This is a genomic window from Rhodococcus sp. P-2 (assembly GCF_016598535.1).
Classification (GTDB): Bacteria; Actinomycetota; Actinomycetes; order Mycobacteriales; family Mycobacteriaceae; genus Rhodococcus_F; species Rhodococcus_F baikonurensis.
This window is the reverse complement of sequence record NZ_CP066779.1, coordinates 1,995,721-2,018,436: the sequence shown is the minus strand read 5'-3', so window position 1 is coordinate 2,018,436 and position 22,716 is coordinate 1,995,721. Positions and strand designations below refer to the sequence as shown.

Below are 22,716 nucleotides of genomic sequence, written 5' to 3'. Positions count from 1 at the left end.
GCGAATCACGCTCGCTCGAGCAGGAAGTAGTAGTGCTGCCCACCGTCGAGAACCAGCGCCGACTTTCCGTTCATGATGCCCATCAGTGTCGAGTCGTCGACCTTCTTGAAGTGGTCGAAGATCGGCGCACCGTCGTAGACCATCGTTGCCGTGACTTCGCCACGAAACTCGATGTTCCACAGGCTTGCTTCGCCATTGCCGCCCTTGACGTCGGAATAGAGGTTGCCGTCTTCGTCTCGGCAGATCAACGGCTTTGCGTCCTCGACCGAGTTGAAGGTCTTGCCGTACCAACGGCTCGCGAACAGCTTTTCGTGAAGCCGGTGACCGGTGGCGAAGTCGTCACCTTTCCATTCGCCGAGGATGTCTTCTGCGGCGACGGTGTCCAGAGCGGCCCACACGTCATCGAGTTCTGCAGGAGATACACCACTTTCCGCTGCACGGAGCCGAGCGAAAGTGGTTCGGGCCTCGTCGAGATTCATGTATCTCCCTGCATCGGCGGATAAGCGTCAAGTGAGTTCGCGAACCAAACTGTTCGTCAACTCCGCACGCTACGCCGAACCGGACGGTTCGGCAACGGTCGATTCGTTCTAGGCTGTCGACATGCGCTCAGCAGGGGAAGCCACGAGGGACCGCATCCTGGCGGCCGCAAAGGACGAGTTCGCCACGCACGGTCTGGCCGGCGCGCGGATCAATCGGATCGCCGCGCAGGCGCGTGCCAGCAAAGACCGTCTCTATGCGTACTTCGCAAGCAAGGAAGAGTTGTTCGCTGCCGTCACCGAACAGTGGACGTCCGAAACCACAGTGGAGACAGCGCTTCGTGGCGACGATCTGCCGGGCTATGCCGCTCGGCTTTTCGACAACTACGTTGCGCATCCCGAGAACGCACGGTTGCAGCAATGGGCGGATCTCGAAGCACCGGACGTCATGAGTGAGGACGACATACGAAGCAAGACGTTCCGGCCCAAAGTAGCCGAGATCCGCAAGGGTCAACTCGAGGGACACATCGACCCCGAGTGGAATCCTACGGAGTTGATTCTGTTGATCACCGATATCGTCCGAATGCTTGCGCTCAAGTCGTCTCGTTCGGTCCCTCGACGTCGGGAGGCGGCGGTCGAGGCGGTTCGGCGGTTGATCGCGACGTGACGAACCGGATGTGCAACGTGATCAATGGCCAACGCCGCGTTCCCTTGTGTTCTCGCACGAGGGGACGCGGCGTTGAATTCCAGTTCGGAGCGGGTCAGAGCTTGACCGACGGCTGACCACTCCTGATACGGCTTACCTCGGATCGAGCGAATTCGACTCGGTCGCTTTCTGTTCCGCGGGCCTGGGCCAGTGCGTCGGCTAGATCCGCGGCGGCCTCGAGTACGTACCCGTTGCGTTTGCGATCTGCGTGGCTTGCCGCTGACTTCCGGAATGTCTTGCGTGCCTTCCGGTCGCCGCACAGAGCCGTCAGTTCGTCGACGGTGATGACGCCGCGCTCGACCTCCGGGGTGAGGACGTCTCGAAGGAACTGGCGTTCGCGGGGAACCGTCATTCGGAACACTCGGAAAACGAGGACCAACGCCGCGGTGATCATGACGACGAAGAGTGGGAAGAGAAGAATGCTCTTGCCCTGGGACAGAGCGGCGGCCGAATCCCACAGGCCGTGCAGCAACATCGCAGATGCCATCAAGATGAGGCCCCGCCCCACTCGTCGTGGTTCGGCGGGGCGCCCCAAGAGATAGACCAGTCCCGCACAGAAGATTGCACTGTAGAGAGTGTGCGCCGCGACTCCGAAGACCATACGGAGCATGATCGTGGACATCGCTGCACCGACCGGATCGGCCCCGAACTGCGACGCGGCCGAGTTCAGTGCGTAGAGAACGTCTTCGAAGATCTGGAAGCCGAGTCCGATGAACGCGCCGAGTATGAAGCCGTCGAATGCGGTGCGCACCAAGCGAGATGCCAGCGCGACGAGTAGGAGCAGTCCGACACCTTTGGCGATTTCTTCGGTGAACGGCGCTGTCACCCCCGCGGCCCAGTCCTTCGCCCACGCTTGTCCGAACGTCTTGGCATACAAGGCGAGTATCGCGTCGTTGGCGTTCGCTGCCATGACCCACGTCGCAGCGAAGCTCCCCCAGAGGAAGGCCACCACGATCAACTTCACCGGCTGGCGTGCATAGCGGTCGATGTGATGGGTGAACCACCAGAAGACTGCGCCGTAGACGCCGAAGAGCACGATCGACAGTGCTATGGCGTCGCCGTAGGCGGGTGCTGAGGCCGAGAGCATCGAGAAAAGCTTGAAAGCACCGGTCACCACCAGCATGAGGTAGGCCCAGAAGGCTGCGTTGCGCGGCTGGTAGAAGGTGAAAGACCGTCCCCAGCCCGAGTTTTCGATTGCATCGACTCTAGCGGTGATCAGGTTGCCGGTCGTCTGAGTGGCGGGAGCGGTCATCACTTTCCCTCTCCGGTTCGGTGGCCGATGCTCACGATCATGCGAGCGATGTCGTCGGTGATCGCGGGAGCCACGTCGCTCGGACCGGTGGAGACCACCTCGATGCCCTTGCCGTCGACGACGAATGCGGCGATCACTCCGTCCGTAGACGAATTCGAGTAGCTGGTCAGGACGCCACGGATGCCGCTCTCGGTCGTGATCGCCGAGGAATCGTCGCTCACGCGCAGTGATTTCTCGGTAGCGAGAGCATCCGAAGTCTTCTTGATCTGTTCCAGGAGAGCCTGTGCGTCTCCGGTGAAAGGCGCTGTGTACACGGTGAACATTGCTCCGCCGTTCACGAGCGCGGCGCGAGGGGGGAACGAACCGGTCACCGGTGTATCGGCCTCGCGGACGCCGTCGGTGATTCCCCAGCCTGGAGCGGGAACGAAGGTGATGCCGTACTGGAGTTCCATGACGTCGCCCGCGACGACCGGGTCGTCGTAGGAGACGGCGTCGTTGATCTGCGGAATGACGATGCTCATCACGATTGCGACGGCCAGCACGATGGCAGCCGGAAGGATGGTCGTGCGATCGAGGCCGAACCACCGCCGGTCAACCGGAACCCAGCGGTCGTCGGGTTCGTACCGGGCAGGTGGCGGTCCTTCCCGTTCCGTAACGTTCGCGTGTGTCATTTATGCCTCGGTTTCCGTGACTTTGTGGGTTGAAGAGTTCGCGCACAACAGTTTCCGATGCCTGTGTGCCGGAGAAGATCGGCAGGCCCCGAGAATCCGAGGAGTGAGCTTGTCTGTGAAGAAATTATCAAACCGAATATTTCGGGCTGCGGACTGAACTCGTTGTTTCTTTCCGAACTTGCATCGGTGCAGCTCGACCGTCGGCTGAGGAGGTCGCCTGGATTTACGGATTTCTCAGTAATGGTGCGTACGTTGGGCGTCGGCTCGTTGACGCCCTCGGGATGTTGACGTGCCGCCAAACTTTTTGTCGTCGACTGTTCAGATGCTGGTGAGCAAAAGGATCGCGGACGGCCACCCGAAGTGAATATCGTCGACTCCCAGCGTGTTCCTTCGGTGCGCGCACCTGTTCAGCATCTGGAGTGGCCCGTGTCGAAGTGGCAGTACACATGAAGATCTCGAAGAAGACGGCGCTGGTTGTCATGGCTGCATTCGCCCTGACGTTGGGATCGGCGCAAGTCGGGACCGCCCGCGCGGACACACCGGTCAAGGTCAGTGTGGCCGGTCATGTGGTGAACGCTGGGCACTTCGAGCAGGTGCGGCGCCCGAATCGCTGCGTGAAGGCATCGCCGGCAAAGCCGAAGCCGAGCGAGCAGAAGACCACGAATCGCAGCGGGCGTCGTGGTAGCGGGGGATGCTTCTGAGCTCGCCGGCCGCCTTCGTTGTTTCCTTCTCCGGAAACTGCAACACGTTCTAATATCGGGTCATGGACGTGACCTATGACGGGACCAAACGCGAAGTCGCCACCGCGGCCTCAACATGCCTGCGGGTCGCTCCATTCGTCGGCTACAAGTGGACCGCGCCGATCAATCCGGCCAACGTCGCAGACCACTATTTCGACCCGCATTGAAGGCGCTTGGGCTGACACATAGCCGATGGCACGACGCACGACACACCCTTCGCGGTTCTGAGCTTGAGCGCTGGGGATCACCACACGGTCATATCGAAGTGGGCTAGGGCACGCGATTGAAGCGGGCTAGGGCCGTCGTTCGTGACGACCCTCAACGTCTTCGCGGCCTACATCGCGGAAGGAAGGGACAGGAAGAAGGCCCCATTGCTGCGCCCCGGTGGGTTGCGGCCGGACCCGAAGCTACCCAGGCTCAGCCGCAACCGTCTAACGTAGTTCCGCTATTTGGTCGGAGGTCGGTCGGCTAGCGAACCAACTTCCAAGGGCCGCATTTTCTGCTTGTGAAGGCACCATCGGATTCCTCAATAGTGACGGTGATCGATTGCGAAATGCTCACCATGTTGTTGTCGATGATGGTTCCTTGTGCATCAGCGCGTTCCCAGTAGCAATCAGATACAGGCCCGGTGCTGTAGGTGCCGGGTGCTACGAGGTGAGGTCCTGACGGATTGTATCCAGTACCTACAATGTATTTACCGTCAATGAACCGCTTCATGACGGCATTACCGGAGAGCGCTTCGTCAATCAGTGGCTGCTGGTCTGGGCAAAGGATTGGGACCATCGTGACGATCCGACGTCCATTATCTGTCTGTGCTGCAACCTGCTCCCGTCCGGCAAGGCCGTATGCATCGAGAGTTCCGTCTCTCATGGATTTGCAAATGCTTTGGTCGCTGCTGAAAGCTCCAGAGCCAAGGCCCGAACCTGGCCTAAACGTGATCCCCGCAGCGGTCAGTGCGGCTGCGTACTTGTTGTACAGCGCTTGTTCGGTGCTGGCCGTGGTGGTGGGTGCGAGGGTAGTTTTGGGTGCCGCCGCGGTTGAGGAAACGTCAGCTTTGGTCTCTTCGTAGAAACGATCCCACACTGGGCCTGCACACTCCGCATCCGTGGACTCGTTCACGGGCATTGCTATTAGTTCTTTGTACCTTGCAGCCGCTTCCGTGCGTTGTGCCTGCGATAGGGACGTGTCTCGGGCGTCATCGGCCGCCTGTCCTGATTCGACCGAGTGCGTCGAGTTTTCCATCCTCTTGAAAGATTCGCACCATTCCGCAGCCTTGGGGTCGTCAGGGAGGGAATTTGTTGATTCCTCGCCCCCGCAGGCAGCCAGTGGAAAGATAAGGGCGACGCAAACCGCCAGCAAAGTTCGTCTCATGAGAGAACTTTAGGCCAATTGTCGCGAAAGGACTGCCCCCCCTAATTATTCTTTCGATTAGAGCGGAGGATTGACGTGGTAGCGGAATGTCACTGAACCGTCGCCATTGTGGTCTCGGTGGTACTTGCTTGAATTCCCCATGCGAACGCTGAAATAGCGCCCCTCTCCGACGTCATCCTCAGACACCAGCCAGTCGAAGCGCGTCTGTGCGCCCTTGGCCACTCCTAGGGAGTGCCCCGGCTGTGCGCTGCTGTTTCCTTGTAAATGGAACATCCACGTAATTTCTCGTCCTCTGGGGTCGGAGGCTGAGCATTCGAAAGAAACAGTTTGGCCGACCTGTAGCCGCGGTACCGTCGATTGCTCATCGGCATATGACTTGATTTCTTCGCCGAAGGAGTCTCTTACGTAGTTAATGGATGCGTAGTGGGCGTCTGGCCCCTCGGAGGTACTGCGATGGACCGCGAGCAGATTCTGGATCTGCCCCGCGACTCCAGCCAACAGGTGTCGTTCAAACGACGCCACCGGCCGAGCGTGCGCGATGGTATTTCGCACGCTCAGCATCAGTTTGAGGTGGACTTCTGTGCGCTTCTTGTCTTTGAGGATCGGCTGCACAGCCTCCCAGTGCTTCATTAGCAGGGATTCGAGGTGGTATGCCTCTGTGTAGTCCAGCAGATCCTGACTCACAGTGACGCCGTCCCGTCGTTTGTCTTCCTCTCGCCTCTTGGATTCGAGGCCCTCGATCTTGGCTTTGTCGAAATCGCCAATCCAGTTCACGCCGATTGCGGTCCGGACGACCTCTCGAAGCGCAGTCTCCGCCGCTACTAGCTCGTTGTAGGGGTCTATCGGGGTGAGCGGTGCACTATCTGGCGAGTCAACACTCGTTGAGGGAATCGGGACTTGGAGAAACTTCGCGAGGCCAAGCAGCTTTTCCTCGTCGGTGTCCTGCAACGATTCCCCGATGGACGGGCCCTCGTACCCATTGCCATCCCAGACGCCGATTTTGTACTGCCTCAGGAGCAGATAGGAATCTTCCTGTCTCAATGCACTGACTGCATCCCGAACATCAAGAACTAGGCGGAAGTGGTCCGCCAGATTCAGCAATCGGACTGAGGTCTGGTCTGTCATGGATTGGATTCTGCCAGGCGCGTGGGACACGCCCCGGCCAATCCCGCTCGCCACGCTAATTTCACGCTCTTTTACGCCCCGCGAAACGAAGAAAAGCCCCAGGTGAGCGGTGGTAACCGTCTCGACCTCGGACCCCTTTGGTGCCCCCAGTAGGACTCGAACCTACGACCTGCGGATTAAAAGTCCGTAGCTCTACCAACTGAGCTATAGGGGCGCGGCGCAGAGTCTAACGGGACCGCAGAGTCCGTGAAAACACCACCCCCACCAGAAGGGCGATTCCGATGACGGCGATGGTTCCACCGGTGCGGTGCAGACCCGCGTCGTCGATGGTTCCGCGCATGGTCAACTCGATGACGACGGCAGCAAGGTTGGCGCCGATGTACTGGATTGTTCGGTACAGACCGATCGCGGTCCCGACGTCGGCGGAGGTTGTCACCGAGTTGATCAGGTTCTGGTTTCCCATGTTGTTGAAGCCGTTGGGAATGCCCAGGATCGCCGCTATCAGCAGGAGCGCCACCAGCGGCGTCGAACTCGATTCGACGAAGGCGATCAGAATCCCGCCGACAGCCAACGCGGCTGTGCCGATCAGCAGGGTGATCCGTGCGCCGAATTTCCCGTACACCTTCGACGCGGACATGGTCGCGAAGATCCCGATCGCAGCGACGGGGAGCATGAAGAGCCCCGCGCTGATCGGCGACATTCCGCGGGCTACCTGTAGCCACTGGGGGAGTCCGAAGAATATGCAGTAGAACGCTGTGTAGGTCAGCAGGGTCCGGCCGAGTGTCATGCTCAGTGCACGGTTTCGCGCGACGGCACGGACGTCGATGAATGCCGAGGCCGTTCGACGTTCCCACCAGACGAAGAGGAACGCGAAGAATGCCGTCGATGGCAGGAGGTACCACTTCGCATGCTCGGCGAGGGAGAGGAGAAAGAGCATCGTCGACGTCGTCAGGGCCAGAAACAGGCCGATGCCGAGTGGATCGAGAGACTTGAACAACGCAGCGGCACCGGCGCGGTCGGGCAGAGCTGAGTCGCTCGGAGCGGCGAAGAAGACCCATACGGCGGTGACGACGACGAGCGGGAGGTTCACCCACATGATCGACTGCCAACCGAGTGTGCCGACCAACAATCCGCCGAGGGTCGGGCCCAGCGCGACGACCGACTGAGCGCAAATGGTGAGTGTTGCTATCGCTGAACGGGTTTGAGTCCGGTGGCGATCGGCGTATTCACGGATGACGGTCATCGCATTCGGATACTGTGTCGCCGTGCCGATTCCGAGCAGGATTCGTGCCGCGATGAGCCAACCCAGCGACGGAGCGAGCGAGCCGAGGATCGATCCGGCAGCGATCAGTCCCAACCCTGCGAGATAGACGCGTTTGGCGCCGAGAATCGATCCGAGTCGCCCGGCCGCAGGGGCCGTGACCGCGGTCGCGATGTAGAGGGCCGAGATCACCCAGGCCGTACCGGAACTCGAACCGAAGTAGGTGGCGATCGGGACGATTGCCACCGCAATCATCGACGAGTTCAGTGCTTGAAGAACAGTTCCCGAGCCGAGAGCAAGACTCAGTTTCAGTGGAACGGAAGTGTGGGGCGTCGGCGTTTCGACGACGGCGGTCACGGGTTCATCAGTGACTCCTCTGATGTCGATGTCGATGCTGATGCCGGGGAAGCATCCTGGCCGAGTCTGCGCAGGATGCGGCCGGCGATCAGCAGCAGATCGCGCTCGGCTTCGGTGCACTCGGTATCGATCACCTCGGCCAGCCACTCAGTGCGTTTCTTTCGGTCTTCGTGCAGGGTCGAGATCCCGAGTTCGGTCATCGTGACCAGGACCGCGCGCCCATCCGACGGATCCGAACTGCGTGTGACCATCCCCTGCTCTTCGAGTGCGGCCACGGTCTTGGCGATCGATTGCGGTGTGACGCGCTCGAATTTGGCCAACTCTTTTGCGGTCAACGGACCTTGTCGGTCGAGGTGGCCGAGGGCCTGGGTTTGGCTCGGGGTGAGTTTGTGGTCGTTGCGTTTGGTGCGCAACCGCCGAACGAAGGCGCCCAGATCGTCCCAAAGTACGTCGATGTCGTCTCGTGCCTTACTGCGAGCCCCACGTTCGTTCATTTAGACAGTCTAACTGTGTTGTTTCAGTGTTTCCAGTCCGATTTTCGCGAAAGAACGGGAATGAATGATTGCTTTGGTTGTTTAAAACTCTGGGACTGCCGTGCATCGGCAGGCGGACTGATTCCGTCCACGGGTCGGATTGCCGAAGTCTCCGACAGAAGAAAGCTCGGATGCGCACCCCCTGCGGCGCACCCGAGCGGCCAAAACCATACCACTTGGTGTCTTTTGGGCATAAAGTCGGTTGTTGTCCCCCGAACAGCCGATTGAGACTAGTACTTTTGGCGGGTATGGCTCTAGTCCTTACGTAGGGTGTGTTGGAGGGGATATTGTGAAGTTTCGGGGGATGACAGGCGCCGATCACGGCGATTCTGCGTACCAACTCTGCGAGAGGCACAACACCGTCAATGGCACGTCAACAAGAGCGTGCGCGGCGTACCCGCGCCGCCCTGGTCGAAGCGGCTGCAGTCGAATTCGCCAAGCGCGGCTATGCAGCTGCGTCGGTGAACACGATCCTCGAGGGCTCCCGCGCCACCAAAGGCGCCATGTATTTTCATTTCCAGTCCAAGGAGGAGTTGGCGCGAGCAGTTCTGACCTCGGCTATCGAAACCTTCACTGGAATCACTGATCGTTGGGCCAAGAGAACAGACCTCGATCCATTCGTCGCCTTGCACGGGCTCGTGCTCGACATTGCCGAGGTCTTCCGTACCGAGGTAATCGTGCAGGCGGAATTCCGGCTGATCATCGAGCCGGAGTTCTACAAGGATGTGCAATCGGGTGGCGGGCAGGTCTGGGGAAAGACCGCCTACGAGTTGGCATTGCGCGCCAAGGACGACGGTTTGCTCCGCGAAGACGTCGACCCGGAGAAATTCACGCGTGTCCTGGCAGCGAGCCTTGCCGGCCAGCGGTACATGGCAGACCTGATTGCCTCGAGTGGCGATCTGGGCGTGTGGTTCGAGGAGTCCCTTGAAGTGGTGCTCGAAGCGATGGCCACGCCGGAGTGGTTGGAGAAGTTCCATCGTGACGGGTGGCCGCAAGTGGAGTTCCCCGACGCGGAATAGTCCACTTTTTTGGCCATGACCAGGCGATTTGTGATTTCCGAATGCCGTGCCATAAGCTATCCAAGCTCCCAACGGAACGCCGTTGGGGTACTAGTTCGGAGAGATCCGGCGGGCCCCCTTCGTCTAGCGGCCTAGGACGCCGCCCTTTCAAGGCGGTAGCGCGGGTTCGAATCCCGTAGGGGGTACGTTTTGCGAAAGCGAAACGATGCAGTATGGTTTGACCCGCACGACACGCTTTGAGATGCACAAATGCCAGGCCAGGACAGTGGTTTGGGAGCGGCTCGAAGATGTAGTACGGTTTCACAGCAAGGAAAAAGCAAGGCCCTGTGGCGCAGTTGGTTAGCGCGCCGCCCTGTCACGGCGGAGGTCGCGGGTTCGAGTCCCGTCAGGGTCGCAAAGCGTTGTTCTCAGTCTCTTGATTGAGAACAACGCAATGCGATAGGCATTCGGTTCGGGTGCCGTCCGGCCAGGTAGCTCAGTTGGTACGAGCGTCCGCCTGAAAAGCGGAAGGTCGCCGGTTCGATCCCGGCCCTGGCCACTTCAATTCTTCTGAACAAGCTCCAACGTCGATGTTCTTCGAACATGAGGTTGGAGCTTTTTCGTGTTCCGATGCCAATCGCCATCTTCATTTCGGCGCGACCATCTGGGCAAGTACGCGCCCATCCCTTCGTGAATGTTTCCGGTCACCGGGAACGTGCTGTGCGTCACTCCGCCGCGAACTTCACTATTAGCCGGTTGCGGCCGATCCCTGGTCGCGTCTACTGGAAGTGAGGTGGAATACCTGTGTCGCACTCGAGATCTTGGCGTATCGGGAAAGTGAGCCGTGCCGCCGTCGCGGTGCTCGGTGCCGGCGTCTTGTTGGTGGGCTGCGCGAGTAGCAACGACGACAGCGGAACCGACACACCGACTGCGTCGGGTGACGTCGTGACCGGCATGGTCAACGAGCAACCAGATCCGGGGAGTGCAGTCGCCGGCGGGACCATGACGTACGGCGTGCAGGTACTCGTTCCCTCACTCGACCCGACCAAGACTGCCGCCCGCGGCGGTTCCGGTGGAGAGGCGTTCGCAGCTGTCTACGACGTCTTGATGAGCTACGACACTGCCAGCGGAGAATTCGAGCCCAAGCTTGCCGAATCGCTCGCGACCGCTGACGACGGAGCCACCTGGACTCTGAAACTTCGCGACGGTGTGAAGTTCAGCGACGGCACCACCCTGGACGCCAACGCGGTGATCGCGAGTATCGATCGGTACAACGCAGGCAAGGGCAACGGCGCCGAGCTCTGGCTGGCTTCAGTGGAATCGGCGCAGGCAAGCGATCCGACGACGGTCGTGTTCAAGCTGAAGACGCCGTGGATGCGCTTCCCGTCGATGCTCGCTCTCGGTCACGGGATGATCGTCGCCCCGAGTTCGCAGCAAGGCGACAAGTTCACCGCTGTCGGAGCCGGGCCTTTCACCGAAGATCTCTTCACTCCGAGCGTCGAGCGAGTTTTCAAGGCCAACCCGTCCTACTACGGCGGGGCTCCGAAGCTGGACAAGTTGCGAATGGTCGCACTCAACGGTCCGCAGGCCAATCTCGAATCGTTGAACAGCGGTCAGCTCGATGTCGCGTACATTCGTGGCCTCACGTCGGCGATCAATTCCGCCAAGTCCGCTGGTTACCCCGGCTACATCGACGTGCTCAATGCCGGTAGTGCCGAGATCGTCAACAACCGTGAAGGCCGACCGGGCTCGGATGTTCGCGTCCGCCAGGCTATCGGCTACGCGCTCGACACCACGTTGATCGATCAGCGCGTGGAAAATGGTGAGGGACTGCCGGGCTCGGAGTTGTTCGGTCCGACGTCCCAATGGCATGTAGACACACCGGGTATCGCCTACGACCCCGAGAAGGCGAAGGAACTACTGAATCAGGCAAAGGCCGACGGGTACGACGGCACTCTCGACTACACCGTCCTGAGTGAGCCCAAGGATCATGCGATCGGTCTCGCCGTGCAGTCACTGTTGCAGGCCGTCGGGTTCGATGTGAACTTGATCTTGGCCAACAATGCCGGCGACATCGTGCAGAACGTCTACGTCAAGCACGATTTCGACCTCGCGCACGCGGGCATCGGAATGTACGAGTCGATTCTCGATCTCGGATTGTTCTCCACGACCAACAGCACCTCGATGGCGAACACTGCTGGATACGCGAACCCCGCGATGGACCAGCTGATCGCAGATCTACAACAGGCCAAGGACAATTCGTCGACTCTGGCGGTCATCGGCAAGATCCAGACACTGTGGAACGAGACGGTTCCGTCCGCACCGATCGGCGGGCTGACATCGTTCTGGGCCTGGCAGAAGTACGTTCACGGTGTCGTTCCCACAGCTACCGGAATCATGCTGTTCGACCAGGCCTGGCTGGGCGCGAAGTAGATCAACTGCTGCCCTCCAGGCGAGCCCCGTCCGACGCGAGTCGGGCGGGGCTCGTTCTCTTTCGACGTCCAGCGTCAACGATGCAACCCTTTCGATCAGTGTGATTCAATTGAAATAGGTTGTAGGTCAATAGGATTCGTCAAGCGTGATTTGACTTGTCCAGTGTGGCCCGCATAGATTGCATCCACCATCCAGAGTGGCTGAGAGACCTGGCTCGATGATGCCGCAGCAACCCGCTACCTAACCGCAGTGTGGGTGCTACCGCCAGGACCGATGGAGGACACATGACTGTATTTGCCGTGGGTATCGAACTGGACGGCGAGGGCACTCACCCCGCCGCCTGGCGCCGAAGTTCGCACCGCCCGGATCAGCTGCTCACGGGTAAGACCGTGCGCGATCGCGTCGCGGCTGCCGAGAATGCGGGCTTCACCTTCGCGACGTTCGACGATTCCATCCTTCCACCGAGTGGCGACGTCGTCGGCCGGATCGACGCCGTCTCGCGGGCGTCGTACGTGGCGGCGACGACCAGCACGATCGGGTTGGTCCCCGTCGTCGGGACCACGTACGCCGAACCATTCCACACGTCTTCGCAATTGGCGACGCTCGACTACTCCTCCCGTGGGCGCGGTGGCTGGCTGGCTGTTCCGGTCGAAGACGAAGCTGCGGCGAAGGCGTGGGGGAGAGCTCCGGTGGCAACGGAGTCGGCGCGTCAGCAGGAGCAGCGGGATTCGGTCACGGTCGTGACCGATCTCTGGGATTCGTGGGAGGACGACGCCGTCGTCCGTGACTATCTCAGCGGACGGTTCCTCGAGCGTGATCGTCTGCATTACGTCAATTTCGAGGGCGACACGTTCTCGGTGAAGGGGCCCGCAATCGTTCCGCGACCGCCGCAAGGTCAGTTGGTGGTGTTCGGACGCTACGGAGAAATCGATCCACGCCAGGCGGATGTCGTTCTCGTTTCCGGTGATTCGGTGGAGGCTGTTACACAGTCGGCCGCCAAGGCGCGCGATGAGGGCGCGTCATTGGTGGTCGCCGAGGTCGATGTGGCATTCGATACGCCCAATCTGTCTGCGGCGCAGCGGTTGATCGAGCTGAACTCGCACGGGAAAGCCGTCGACAGTGGACGACTGCTCCTCGCTGCGGATCCAGGGGAGGCGGCCGTAGTTCTGAGGGAGTTGGCCGGGCACCTCGACGGGGTTCATGTCCACGCTCTCGTGATCGACGAGGACCTTCCGGTGCTGGCCAAATTCGTTCTTCCGGCGCTGTCCAAGGCCGGGCTGACGCGACGCCCGGTTCCGGGATCGACCCTGAGGGGCAACCTCGGTCTGCAGCGGCCCGCAAATCGATTTGCCCACTCCTCCTGACTTGACTTCGCGCTAAGGATATTTCGGCCATGACTGCATCACGCTCCGCCGTACCTCGACCCGACGCTCACGTTCACTTCGGCGTCTTCTTCCAAGGGGTCAACCACACCACCATCTGGTCCGATTCCGCCAGTGGTTCCCAGATCGACTTCGAGACGTTTCGGCGGTTGGTACTCACCGCCGAGCGAGGTCTGTTCGACGCCTTCTTCCTCGGTGAGGGCCTTCGCCTCCGCGAGCAGAACGGCAAGATTCTCGACCTCGATATCGCCGGCCGCCCCGACGCCATCGCGCAGTTGGCCGCACTCGCCGGTATCACCGACAAGATCGGGTTGGTCGCGACGCAGAACACCACGTACAACGAACCGGCCGACCTCGCACGTCGACTCTCCGGTCTCGATCTGCTTTCCGGTGGACGGGCCGGCTGGAACGCGGTGACCACCGACAACGCGTGGACTGGAGAGAACTTCCGTCGCGGTGGCTTCCTCGATCACGCCCTACGCTACGAGCGTGCCGGGCAGTTCATCGAAACCGCGCGGGCACTGTGGGATTCGTGGGCCGACGACGCGATCTCGGGTTCTCGCACGTCCGAGCACTGGTCGACTCCGGGAGCCGTCGGCGACGTACGCAAGCAGACTTCGCAGTTCGACATCTCCGTGACGCCGACCCTTCCCCGAAGCCGCCAGGGGCATCCGGTCATCTTCCAGGCGGGCGATTCGCCGAGTGGACGCGATTTCGCGGCAACACATGCAGATGTCATATTCTCCCGACACGGGACGCATTTCGACGGCGCTCTCGACTTCGCGGAGGACATTCGGGCTCGGTTGCGCAGAGCCGGACGACCGGAGGACGACGTCAAGATCTTGCCCAGCACACAGATCGTGTTGGCGGAGAACGAGTCCGAGGTCGAGGAGAAAGCGCGGTGGGTCCTCGAAGGCCAGTTCACCGGTCAGACTGCCCTGTCTCTGGTCGGACTGGTGTGGGGGAAGGATCTGTCCGATCGAGACCCGGACGGTCCACTGCCCGAAGAAGATCCGGTTGCCCGCCCCGTTTCCGAGACACGCGGTTCAGCGCGGGACGGCAACGACCCCATTGCGATCGCGCGTGAATGGCGGGCGCTCGCGGAGGCAAAGAACCTGTCCCTGCGTCAGGTCGCCATCGAGACCTCGCAGCGTTCGGGTTTTGCGGGCACTCCCGGCCAGGTGGCCGACCAGTTGGTGCATTGGGTGCGCAACGGAGCGTCGGACGGCTTCAACATTTCGCCGTACCTGGTGCCGACCGGGTTGGACGAGATCGTCGACTGGTTGATCCCGGAGTTGCAGGAGCGTGGGGCGTATCGCACCGAGTACTCCACGTCGACGCTGCGAGGGCACCTGGGTCTGCGGCCGCCGCTCACGCGTCGGGCTCCGTCCGAAGCTGCGGGGTAACGGGTCCTGTCGCACACGGTCACAGCGACGGCCGAATCCACCAAGCTCGATTCGGCCGTCCGCTGGGAGATTGTCGTCTGCGTCGCCGCGGGTTTCACCACTCTTCTCGATTCGGCGGTGCTCGGAATCGGAGTTCCGTCCATCCGTGCGTCACTGGGCGCGTCGACCTCCGAAGTGCAGTGGATCCTCGCGAGCTATTCGCTTACTTTCGGCTTGGCCCTGGTGCCGGCGGGCCGACTCGGTGACGTCGTCGGGCGTCGACGCTTGTTCTTGTCGGGGCTGAGCATTTTCGCGGTGATGGGAATCCTCGGAGCGTGTGCGTCGGACCCGTCGATGATCGTGTCGGCCCGGCTGGGGCAAGGGATCGGCGCAGGCACCATCAGTTCGCAGGTGCTCGGCATCATCACCGACCGGGTGTCCGGAAAGGCTCGGGCGAAGGCGTTGGGCGCGTACAGCACCGCGGGTGGGCTGGCCGGCGTTTCCGGACCGATCCTCGGTGGCGTTCTGCTGAAGTATTCCGACGCCGACTTCGGATGGCGGTTGCTTCTCGTTCTCAATGTGCCGTTTGCCGTGATCACTCTGATGTTGGCATTTCGCTTTCTGCGCCGTGATCGGACCACCCGATCAGGCGCGTCGATCGATCCGGTCGGGCTGTGTCTGCTGGCGACTACGACCGGGCTCCTGTTGTGGCCCATCGTGACCCGAACCAGTGTCACTGTCGCCGCGGTTTTCCTGATCGGCGCGTTCGGCGCTGCCGTTGCCTTCTGGTTCTGGGAGCGGCGGTACGCCGACCGCGGCGGAACGCCGGTACTGCTTCCGTCGTTGATCGCCTCACGGGGCTTCCGACTGGGCACAACGGTTGCACTCTTCTGGTTCGGATCCATCCTCGCCGTCAACGCGGTGCTCAGCCTCTATCTGATCGAAGGTTTGGGCTTCGCGCCGCTGAGTGCGGCGTTGATCATGACCGGTAGCTCGCTCGCGATGGCACTGACGTCGGCTTTCGGATGGCGGTTGGTCGCCAGGTTCGGTCGAAGTGCGGTGGTTTTTGCGATAGTCGGCGAGATCCTCGTCATCCTCGGCTACGTCGTGGCGGTCAATGTGATTCCGCGGGAACATCTGATCCCGGTGCTGGTAGTCCTGGCGGTGCTGTCGGGAGTTGCCAGCGGCTTGGTCGACGCGCCCAATCGGGTTCTGACTCTCGAATATGCACCGGCGGGCGCGAACGGAGTTGCAGCGGGTTTCCTGCAACTGTCGCAGCGTCTGTCCGCGACCATCTCGCTGGCCGCGGTATCGGGGTTGTATCTCGGTGTACTCGGATCGTCGACCGACGGATACGGACGTGCGCTCGGTATCGCGCTGGCCGTTTGTGTGGTCATGTTGACGCTCTCGTTGGCAGCAGCGGTAGCAGACAGACGTCGGCGAAGGGTGTGAACAGGCATTTCGTAGGTTGTCGAGTCCGTTCGAAGGCCGAGCCCGTGTGACTCATGGGACTTGTGTTACCCATGGGTTAGGAGTCGTGGGACGATACTTGTGTGGTGACCGGTCGCAGTGAAGACAAGCCCAACGGTCGCGGGAGTGGAGAGCCAGTTAACTCGCCCCGTGGATCGTCGGACAAACGTGACCGCACATCGACGCCCTTCCGTGCTCGAACGGCGCTCTGGACGAATCGGCCGCTGTTCGATTTCCACATGATCGTCGGTCTGGTCGTGCTGATCGTCGCGTTCGGACTACTGATGGTGCTCTCGTCTTCGGGCGTCGAGTCCTATGTTCTGTCCGGGACGTCCTATGCCAGATTCTGGCCGCAGTGCATGTTCGCGGCGATCGGTTTGGTGATGTTCGTGGCGGTCGTGCGCTTACCGACCGAAACGATGCGTAGAGCGTCGCCGTGGCTGCTGATCCTGTGTCTTGTTCTTCTTGTCCTGGTGCTGATTCCAGGTATCGGTTCGGAACAGATGGGTGCGCGCAGCTGGTTTGTGATCGCGGGCATTTCCTTCCAGCCATCGGAGCTGGCCAAACTTGCTCTGGCGATCTGGTCCGCAGCGACGGTTGCGTCGTTCATGAAGGCGCGGATGGACGTCAATCGCGCGCTGCCGGTGCTCGGCGGTACGACCCTGCTGGTTCTGGTCCTGGTGGTGTTGGAGAAAGACCTCGGAACCACCATCACGATCGGCATCATCTTCATGTCGGTGCTGTGGTTCGGGCTGTTCCGGATGAAGACGTTCATCAGCCTCACACTCGGTTCCGCAGTCGCGTTTCTCGTGCTCGGGCTTACTGCTGGTTACCGCTCGGATCGCATCAAAGCCTTCCTCAATCCTGATCTCGACCCGCAAGGCCTGAACTTCCAGAGCACCCAGGCGAAGTACGCATTGGCGAACGGCGGCATCTTCGGTCGTGGTCTGGGACAGTCCGACGCCAAATGGAGCTACCTCCCGCAAGCACACAACGACTTCATTTTTGCCGTGATCGGTGAAGAGTTGGGTCTGGTTGGCGCGCTGATCGTCGTTGCTCTCTTTGCTGCGGTACTGATCGTCGGGCTGCGGATTGCCAAGCGGTCCACCGATCCGTTCCTCAAAGTCATGACGGCGACGGCAACGACGTTGATCGTCGTACAGGCGTTCATCAACATCGCGTACGTGGTGGGCTTGATTCCGGTGACCGGTCTGCAATTGCCGCTCATCTCGGCGGGCGGAACGTCGATGATCACCACCCTGCTGATGTTCGGGCTGATCGCTCACGCTGCCTTCCGCGAGCCGGAGGCCGTCGCCTCGTCCGAGAGCAGCGGTCGCGGTTGGATTCCGTTGGTCTTCGGCAAGCCGCGGTTCGGCCTTGCCAAGAAACCGCAGACTGATCGGCGTCGGCCGCCTGCTCGCCGCGCTCAGCCTGTCCCAACTGGTCAACGCAGGCCGGAGCGACGTGCGCCACAACCCGACCGGCGCCGGACTCCAGCGCCGGGCCGACGCGCACCATCGCGTGACTGGTCGGAAGATCCACGTAGACGCGGCCGATCCGATCGGCCCCGTCGCGCTTCCTGATCTCGGCCGGTTCCACTGGCGGGCACTTCGGAAGCGGGCAGTCGTGCACCCGACAATTGCGTTGGGCGGCTACATTAGGAGTCGGTATTGACGACGTCTAATAAGGGTTGTGGACATGGCAGGTGGCGACAAGGCAGACCAGTCGGTGGTCGAACGTAGCTCGGTGACCGGACGTCGTACGACGCCGTCGCAGCGAGCGCGTTTTCGCCGGATTGTCGACGCTGCAATGGAATCCGCCTCCGAAGGCGGCTACGACGCGGTGCAGATGCGATCGGTCGCCGATCGTGCCGGCGTCGCGATCGGGACTGTTTACCGCTATTTCCCGTCCAAGAACCACATGCTCGTCGTCGCATTGTTGTGGATGTTCGAGGGTTTGCGTGACAGATTCCAGGACTTTGTAATCCCCGGCGAGACTCCGTCGGACCGGATTCTGTTTGTGCTGCGCAAGAATACGGAGGTCCTCGAGACCGATCACCTCCGCTACGAAGCGTTGGTTCGGGCGTACATGTTCGCAGACGCATCGGCGACTCCGGAACTCAACGCACTCGGTGGGGTCGTGACCGAGATGTTCGCGAAGGCTATCGGCGTCGAGGAAGTCTCGCAGCAGCAACTGGACGCGGTGAAGGTCATCGACGACGTCTGGATGTCGAGTCTCGTCTCGTGGGTAGCCGGCCGGATGACGACAGACGAAGTGATGGCGCATCTCGAACTTGCCGTGCGCCTGGTCTTTCGCAAGTTGGGCGGATAGAACTCACACGGTGTATCCGCCGTCGACGTTGAGCTTCTGGCCGCTGATGAATCCGGCGGCGTCGCTCGCGAGGAAACATACGGCTTCGGCGATGTCGGTGGCCGATCCGAAGCGCTTCAACGGGATTCGGCTCATGGTCACGTCGAGCGCGCCCTGATCGAGTTCGGCGGAGTTGATCAGACGCTCGGCCATTCCGTCCGTCAACATGCCTGGTCCTACGGCGTTGAACCGGACGCCGTAGCGTCCTTCCTCTGCGGCGAATCCGCGAACCAGTTGTTCGACAGCCCCTTTGGTGCCTGCGGAGAGTCCGTCGCGCACGGGAAAACGATCCGTAGCCGCGGTCGTCACCGCTACCACCGAACCCGAGGATGCACGCAGCGCAGGCAGGGCGGTGTGGACGAGCGTGAAGAACGCCGCGGCTTCCTGGTTCAGTTGTTCGGTGAAGAACGCCGGAGTCACGCGTGAGAGGTGCGTCATCGGGACGTGCGGTCCGGCAGCGTGGACGAGGGTCGTCAGCCCACCCAGATCACTGACCGCATCGCTGACGGCGGCGTTGATCGACGATTCGTCGGTGAGGTCGAGAGGGTACGAGTGGGCGCGTACGCCATGCGCGCGAATCTGCTCGCTCAGCTGCTCGGCGGCGTCCTTGTTGTTTCGGTAGGTGAAGGCGACGTCGTGTCCGCGTTCGGCGAGAGTCAAGGCGATCGCCGACCCGATTCCGCCGGTTCCTCCGCTGACAAAAGCGGTGCGTGCTGTGCTCACAATGCCTCCAGGTGTCTGCCGATTCTCAACCTAACAAATGCTTGGTTGGGGTGCTGGTCGGAATATATCAGTGCGCGAAGGACAGGCTCAGATTGCTATCGCAACCGGACTGATCGTCCTAATCTGTTGCCATGTCAGGAGACAGTGTGCAGTTGACCGACGGGGCGCCCGGTGGGGAATCCGAACCTCACGCACCGAGTTTGAACAATCGCCTCAATTGGCTGCGTGCAGGTGTTCTGGGTGCAAACGACGGAATCGTCTCGACCGCAGGCCTCGTGGTCGGTGTTGCGGCAGCCACAACCGAGCGCTCCGCGATCTTCACCGCCGGTTTCGCTGGTCTGGTTGCCGGCGCTGTGTCCATGGCGTTGGGTGAGTACGTTTCGGTCAGCGCTCAGCGAGACACCGAACGCGCACTCCTGCAGAAGGAGAAGAAGGAACTCCTCGAAACACCGGAGGCGGAACTTCAGGAACTGACCGAGATCTACGAGAACAAGGGTTTGAGCCAGGAGACGGCTCGACGAGTCGCCGAAGAATTGACCGAGCACGATGCTTTCGCGGCACACGTCGAAGTCGAATTGGGCATCGACCCGGACGATCTCACCAATCCATGGCATGCGGCGATCTCGTCGGCAATCTCGTTCACGATCGGCGCGGCGATCCCGTTGGTCGCGATTCTGTTGCCGCCGACGGGTATCCGCGTGCCCATCGCCTTCTTTGCGGTGCTGATCGCACTTGCACTGACCGGGACGATCAGCGCGACGCTGGGCGGAGCCCGCAAGACCAGAGCCGTGCTACGAGTGGTGATCGGCGGCGCGCTGGCGATGGCTGTGACGTACGGAGTAGGTCAGCTGGTGGGCACGGGTCTCGGCTGACCCTGCTGTGCGCCTTTATTAACCGCGGGGGGTTAATAAAGGCGCACGGCAATTCAGGCGCGACAGATCATGACCGGTCCTGGCGCATGGTGCAGCAGATTCTGGCTCGTCGAGCCCATCACGGCGCCGGCCATCGCACTGCGCCCGTGACTTCCGACAACTATCAACTGCGCATCGTCCGCGTACTTGAGCATGACGGGAGCAGCGGCGCCGGGTTCACTGATGCGGGTGACCGGCACGTCCGGGTACTGGTCGGCCATACCGGCCAGGTTTTCCGCCAGTAGCGCCGACTCCTCCTGCTCGACGGCTTCCCAGTCGATGAGGATTCCCGCTCCGCCCTCGCGGAAGGTGGACGAGCCCTGCCAGGTGTGGACGGCGATGAGCGGCGCGTCGAACTGATCGGCATAACGAAACGCGTACTCGACGGCCTTCTTGCTCAACGCACTTCCGTCGACTCCGACGATGACGGGACGTTGATCCGGACCGGGATTCTGCGCCGAACCACGCCACACCGTGACCGGACAGGTGGCGTGATTTGCCACCTTCAGTGCAGTCGATCCGAGCAGCCTCGAACGCAGTGCACCCGATCCGGTCGACCCCATCACGATCAGGCGTGCGGTACCCGAAGATTCGAGTATGTGCGTCGACGCCGGGCCTGGTGCGATCTCGGATTCGACGGTCAGTTCCGGGAATTCAGCTGAAATCACCGCGGCAGCGGCGTCGACGATCGCTTCGCCGTCTTCGCGGATCTGGCTGAGGAACTGCGACTGCAACATCACTGCAGCGGGACTGTAGATCGGACCCTCCTGCGGGAGGGCGTGCGCCAGAATCAGTCGTGAGTTCACCGCATTCGCAACCGAGGCGGCCCACCGGGCCGCGGCCGTGGACGCCTCGGATCCGTCGATGCCGGCGACGACATCCTGGTGTCCTGCAAGTGTGTTCATGTCTACTCCCTCTGAAATGATCGAGATCGGTCGACTGGTTGCGGCGAAGTCACCAGAGTGACGACGCCGACTTCACGGCTTCCTTCCACGTCTTGCGGAGCAGGGTTGACTGTCCGTCGGCTATTTCCAGTTCTCGCCGATAGGCCATGCCCAATCCGAAGCTGGTCAAAGACGTGTGTTCCTGCTCCGCCGCGATTTCGAGCAGATGGTGTTGGGCGACAACGGAATCCTGATGTTCGCCGAGAACGTCCTGGAAGTGGCTGAAATGCTTCAAGGCGCGCTTGGCTCGGCTCTTCGACACCGGTTCCATGACCTCGATCGCGTACTTCATCCGCTTGGCACCCTTGCGTGCGCGGTGCATTCGCTCGTCACGCTCGGCGCGGGTATCGGCATCGAAGACGTGATCGACTCGCTTGCCGACCTTGTGAGCCAGGTGGCGCAGGGTATGGGCCAACTCTCGTGCCGACGCCTTCTTTCCCACACGGTGGGCGACGGTGTCGAACTCGAGGTCGCCGACGTACTCGTCGAGACGATCGAGCAGCGTGGTGTAGCGCTCGGAATCGAGCGCTTCGAGGGCTGTTTCCTGCGCGGTTTCACCGCGGGCCGAGAAGAACTCGTCGATTCGAGCACGCACAGCTTCTCGTTCGGGCATCTCGTCGATTTCGCCGAGGCGTTCGACCAGACGTTCCCATTGGACCTCGACGTCGCGGGCGTCACCGAACTTTCCACCGATCCACCGCAGGTCGGTGATCAGATCGTCGGTCTTGGGGGAGTGGCCCGCGTAGGACTGAAGAGCGCTGCGGATGCGACGAGCTGCAACCCGGAAGTCGTGAACGGCTTCGTCGTCGGCCCGACGCGTTCCGAGGTCCGCTGCGACCAGTGCGCGTAGTTGTTCGATGAGGTAATTGCGCAACAGAATCCGCGGATTCGACGCTTTGCCCGTGGTGATCTCGGGACCGACGTACGGGGTCACCGAAGTACCCAGTGCTCGTTTGAGTTTGGACGGACTTGCAGAACGCTCCAGCCCGGCGTCCAGTAGAACCGTCTCGATTGCGTCGGCCAGATCTCGTCCGCCTGCGCCTTGTTCGACCTCGACTTCCTGCCACGTCGATTCACCGGAACCGTCTGCCTTGCAGGCGATGACGGTGTCGGAGACCACTTCGGCGAGCAGAACACCGTTTTCGCCGTTGAGTCGGGTGCGCTCCCGGTCGGTGATGATCAGGGCGACCGGAACCAGGTCGTGACCGCGAATGATCGCCCGGATCAGACTCGACAGCGGCGAGGGGACATCGGTGCTCTCGTCCGGCGGAAGCTGGATCTCAGTTCGAGTGTCCTGGCCTGCGGGAAGTTTCATGTGCCACCCCGCATCATCGCCGCCCTCGCGCTTGCGCAGCGTGATCTTCTCGGCGAGCAACCGGTAGTCGGCGGTGTCGAAGTAGGTGGCAGAGAGCTGTATCGAGTCGTGAACCGGCTCACCGACAACACCGGGAAGTCCACCCAAGGCGGGGACTTCCTGCTCGGCCGGCGCCTCGTACTTGCGCTCGATCTCCCGTACGGCTTCGGGTACGACAGCGGTCTTGCTCATCTGGTCTCCTCTTGCGGTGCGGTCTGCGCTTCCATCCTCCCGGTATCGGTGGCGCAGTGGAA

At 61.4% G+C, this 22,716-nt stretch carries 21 protein-coding genes, 4 tRNA genes and 1 riboswitch; of the genes, 14 read left to right on the top strand and 11 right to left on the bottom strand.

The genetic code is table 11. The annotated features are described in order from the left end of the window. Positions 1–5: 5 nt before the first annotated feature. The gene (locus I7X09_RS09510) at positions 6–479 is read right to left on the bottom strand and encodes a DUF4334 domain-containing protein (protein WP_095968693.1); all 474 of its coding nucleotides are present in this window, start codon (positions 477–479) and stop codon (positions 6–8) included. Between the two features lie 121 nt (positions 480–600). Between I7X09_RS09510 and I7X09_RS09505 the strand changes: the two genes are divergently transcribed. Then, the gene (locus I7X09_RS09505) at positions 601–1,143 is read left to right on the top strand and encodes a TetR/AcrR family transcriptional regulator (RefSeq protein WP_200316521.1); all 543 of its coding nucleotides are present in this window, start codon (positions 601–603) and stop codon (positions 1,141–1,143) included. Between the two features lie 94 nt (positions 1,144–1,237). Here I7X09_RS09505 and I7X09_RS09500 read toward each other — a convergent pair whose 3' ends face one another. Both I7X09_RS09500 and I7X09_RS09495 read right to left on the bottom strand, forming a co-directional pair. Next, complete coding sequence (locus tag I7X09_RS09500) at positions 1,238–2,434, bottom strand: PrsW family intramembrane metalloprotease (protein WP_200316519.1); 1,197 nt, start codon at positions 2,432–2,434, stop codon at positions 1,238–1,240. Next, complete coding sequence (locus I7X09_RS09495) at positions 2,434–3,105, bottom strand: hypothetical protein (protein WP_124567670.1); 672 nt, start codon at positions 3,103–3,105, stop codon at positions 2,434–2,436. Before I7X09_RS09495 ends, I7X09_RS09500 begins: the two co-directional genes overlap by 1 nt. A 446-nt stretch (positions 3,106–3,551) precedes the next feature. Here I7X09_RS09495 and I7X09_RS09490 point away from each other — a divergent pair, with 446 nt between their 5' ends. Further along, entirely contained in the window at positions 3,552–3,806 is a 255-nt protein-coding gene (locus tag I7X09_RS09490) for a hypothetical protein (RefSeq protein ID WP_166809253.1), read from the top strand. A 62-nt stretch (positions 3,807–3,868) separates the two neighbouring features. Beyond that, positions 3,869–4,012, top strand: a complete 144-nt coding sequence (locus tag I7X09_RS09485) for a hypothetical protein (protein ID WP_200316517.1) — start codon at positions 3,869–3,871, stop codon at positions 4,010–4,012. Between the two features lie 301 nt (positions 4,013–4,313). Here I7X09_RS09485 and I7X09_RS09480 read toward each other — a convergent pair whose 3' ends face one another. The 5 genes from I7X09_RS09480 to I7X09_RS09460 form a co-directional block, all read right to left on the bottom strand. Then, positions 4,314–5,216 carry a hypothetical protein gene (locus I7X09_RS09480; RefSeq protein ID WP_200316515.1) on the bottom strand — a complete coding sequence of 301 codons (903 nt, stop codon included), beginning with the start codon at positions 5,214–5,216 and terminating at the stop codon, positions 4,314–4,316. Positions 5,217–5,273: 57 nt separating this feature from the next. After that, positions 5,274–6,341 (bottom strand): hypothetical protein, encoded by a 1,068-nt coding sequence (locus I7X09_RS09475; RefSeq protein WP_200316514.1) that lies wholly within the window; start codon positions 6,339–6,341, stop codon positions 5,274–5,276. A 138-nt stretch (positions 6,342–6,479) separates the two neighbouring features. Next, positions 6,480–6,555: transfer RNA gene (locus I7X09_RS09470), tRNA-Lys, on the bottom strand. 12 nt (positions 6,556–6,567) lie between these two features. Then, a complete protein-coding gene (locus I7X09_RS09465) occupies positions 6,568–7,959 on the bottom strand; it encodes an MFS transporter (protein ID WP_124567667.1) in 1,392 nt (463 codons plus the stop codon). After that, on the bottom strand, positions 7,956–8,453 hold the full coding sequence (locus I7X09_RS09460) for a MarR family winged helix-turn-helix transcriptional regulator (protein ID WP_200316513.1): 498 nt from the start codon (positions 8,451–8,453) through the stop codon (positions 7,956–7,958). The genes I7X09_RS09465 and I7X09_RS09460 overlap by 4 nt, the downstream gene beginning before the upstream one ends. 404 nt (positions 8,454–8,857) lie before the next feature. Between I7X09_RS09460 and I7X09_RS09455 the strand changes: the two genes are divergently transcribed. The 10 genes from I7X09_RS09455 (at position 8,858) to I7X09_RS09410 (ending at position 18,491) form a co-directional block, all read left to right on the top strand. Continuing rightward, on the top strand, positions 8,858–9,511 hold the full coding sequence (locus I7X09_RS09455; protein WP_019745065.1) for a TetR family transcriptional regulator: 654 nt from the start codon (positions 8,858–8,860) through the stop codon (positions 9,509–9,511). 112 nt (positions 9,512–9,623) lie between these two features. Continuing rightward, a tRNA-Glu gene (locus tag I7X09_RS09450) sits at positions 9,624–9,696 on the top strand. Between the two features lie 135 nt (positions 9,697–9,831). Continuing rightward, positions 9,832–9,905, top strand: a tRNA-Asp gene (locus tag I7X09_RS09445). Positions 9,906–9,975: 70 nt separating this feature from the next. Further along, positions 9,976–10,049: transfer RNA gene (locus tag I7X09_RS09440), tRNA-Phe, on the top strand. Positions 10,050–10,327: 278 nt separating this feature from the next. After that, positions 10,328–11,923: an ABC transporter substrate-binding protein gene (locus I7X09_RS09435; protein ID WP_234036865.1), complete on the top strand. Its 1,596-nt coding sequence runs from the start codon at positions 10,328–10,330 to the stop codon at positions 11,921–11,923. A 184-nt stretch (positions 11,924–12,107) separates the two neighbouring features. After that, a riboswitch (SAM riboswitch) is annotated at positions 12,108–12,203 on the top strand. Positions 12,204–12,207: 4 nt separating this feature from the next. Next, positions 12,208–13,287, top strand: a complete 1,080-nt coding sequence (locus I7X09_RS09430) for an LLM class flavin-dependent oxidoreductase (protein WP_200316512.1) — start codon at positions 12,208–12,210, stop codon at positions 13,285–13,287. A gap of 29 nt (positions 13,288–13,316) precedes the next feature. Then, on the top strand, positions 13,317–14,711 hold the full coding sequence (locus I7X09_RS09425) for an NtaA/DmoA family FMN-dependent monooxygenase (protein WP_200316511.1): 1,395 nt from the start codon (positions 13,317–13,319) through the stop codon (positions 14,709–14,711). Positions 14,712–14,828: 117 nt separating this feature from the next. After that, complete coding sequence (locus I7X09_RS09420; protein ID WP_234036864.1) at positions 14,829–16,142, top strand: MFS transporter; 1,314 nt, start codon at positions 14,829–14,831, stop codon at positions 16,140–16,142. Positions 16,143–16,399: 257 nt separating this feature from the next. Then, positions 16,400–17,743, top strand: coding sequence for a putative lipid II flippase FtsW (gene ftsW, locus I7X09_RS09415; RefSeq protein WP_200316502.1), 1,344 nt, complete (start codon positions 16,400–16,402; stop codon positions 17,741–17,743). A gap of 115 nt (positions 17,744–17,858) precedes the next feature. Then, entirely contained in the window at positions 17,859–18,491 is a 633-nt protein-coding gene (locus tag I7X09_RS09410; RefSeq protein ID WP_007733896.1) for a TetR family transcriptional regulator, read from the top strand. 3 nt (positions 18,492–18,494) lie between these two features. Here I7X09_RS09410 and I7X09_RS09405 read toward each other — a convergent pair whose 3' ends face one another. Beyond that, positions 18,495–19,253: an SDR family NAD(P)-dependent oxidoreductase gene (locus I7X09_RS09405; protein ID WP_095968706.1), complete on the bottom strand. Its 759-nt coding sequence runs from the start codon at positions 19,251–19,253 to the stop codon at positions 18,495–18,497. A 131-nt stretch (positions 19,254–19,384) separates the two neighbouring features. On the opposite strand from I7X09_RS09405, the gene I7X09_RS09400 reads away from it, so the two are divergent. Continuing rightward, positions 19,385–20,125 (top strand): VIT1/CCC1 transporter family protein, encoded by a 741-nt coding sequence (locus I7X09_RS09400; RefSeq protein ID WP_095968707.1) that lies wholly within the window; start codon positions 19,385–19,387, stop codon positions 20,123–20,125. 53 nt (positions 20,126–20,178) lie between these two features. Here the strand turns inward: I7X09_RS09400 and I7X09_RS09395 are convergent, their stop codons facing one another. Both I7X09_RS09395 and I7X09_RS09390 read right to left on the bottom strand, forming a co-directional pair. Continuing rightward, positions 20,179–21,069 carry a universal stress protein gene (locus I7X09_RS09395; RefSeq protein ID WP_095968708.1) on the bottom strand — a complete coding sequence of 297 codons (891 nt, stop codon included), beginning with the start codon at positions 21,067–21,069 and terminating at the stop codon, positions 20,179–20,181. A 49-nt stretch (positions 21,070–21,118) separates the two neighbouring features. Next, positions 21,119–22,654, bottom strand: coding sequence for a CYTH and CHAD domain-containing protein (locus I7X09_RS09390; protein ID WP_200316500.1), 1,536 nt, complete (start codon positions 22,652–22,654; stop codon positions 21,119–21,121). Positions 22,655–22,716 lie beyond the last annotated feature (62 nt).

Bases quoted from the DNA above. Each gene is read 5' to 3' on its own strand.
- I7X09_RS09510 (WP_095968693.1), bottom strand. From the start codon at position 479: ATGAATCTCGACGAGGCCCGAACCACTTTCGCTCGGCTCCGTGCAGCG.
- I7X09_RS09505 (WP_200316521.1), top strand. From the start codon at position 601: ATGCGCTCAGCAGGGGAAGCCACGAGGGACCGCATCCTGGCGGCCGCA.
- I7X09_RS09500 (WP_200316519.1), bottom strand. From the start codon at position 2,434: ATGACCGCTCCCGCCACTCAGACGACCGGCAACCTGATCACCGCTAGA.
- I7X09_RS09495 (WP_124567670.1), bottom strand. From the start codon at position 3,105: ATGACACACGCGAACGTTACGGAACGGGAAGGACCGCCACCTGCCCGG.
- I7X09_RS09490 (WP_166809253.1), top strand. From the start codon at position 3,552: ATGAAGATCTCGAAGAAGACGGCGCTGGTTGTCATGGCTGCATTCGCC.
- I7X09_RS09485 (WP_200316517.1), top strand. From the start codon at position 3,869: ATGGACGTGACCTATGACGGGACCAAACGCGAAGTCGCCACCGCGGCC.
- I7X09_RS09480 (WP_200316515.1), bottom strand. From the start codon at position 5,216: ATGAGACGAACTTTGCTGGCGGTTTGCGTCGCCCTTATCTTTCCACTG.
- I7X09_RS09475 (WP_200316514.1), bottom strand. From the start codon at position 6,341: ATGACAGACCAGACCTCAGTCCGATTGCTGAATCTGGCGGACCACTTC.
- I7X09_RS09460 (WP_200316513.1), bottom strand. From the start codon at position 8,453: ATGAACGAACGTGGGGCTCGCAGTAAGGCACGAGACGACATCGACGTA.
- I7X09_RS09455 (WP_019745065.1), top strand. From the start codon at position 8,858: ATGGCACGTCAACAAGAGCGTGCGCGGCGTACCCGCGCCGCCCTGGTC.
- I7X09_RS09430 (WP_200316512.1), top strand. From the start codon at position 12,208: ATGACTGTATTTGCCGTGGGTATCGAACTGGACGGCGAGGGCACTCAC.
- I7X09_RS09425 (WP_200316511.1), top strand. From the start codon at position 13,317: ATGACTGCATCACGCTCCGCCGTACCTCGACCCGACGCTCACGTTCAC.
- ftsW (WP_200316502.1), top strand. From the start codon at position 16,400: ATGATCGTCGGTCTGGTCGTGCTGATCGTCGCGTTCGGACTACTGATG.
- I7X09_RS09410 (WP_007733896.1), top strand. From the start codon at position 17,859: ATGGCAGGTGGCGACAAGGCAGACCAGTCGGTGGTCGAACGTAGCTCG.
- I7X09_RS09400 (WP_095968707.1), top strand. From the start codon at position 19,385: ATGTCAGGAGACAGTGTGCAGTTGACCGACGGGGCGCCCGGTGGGGAA.
- I7X09_RS09395 (WP_095968708.1), bottom strand. From the start codon at position 21,069: ATGAACACACTTGCAGGACACCAGGATGTCGTCGCCGGCATCGACGGA.
- I7X09_RS09390 (WP_200316500.1), bottom strand. From the start codon at position 22,654: ATGAGCAAGACCGCTGTCGTACCCGAAGCCGTACGGGAGATCGAGCGC.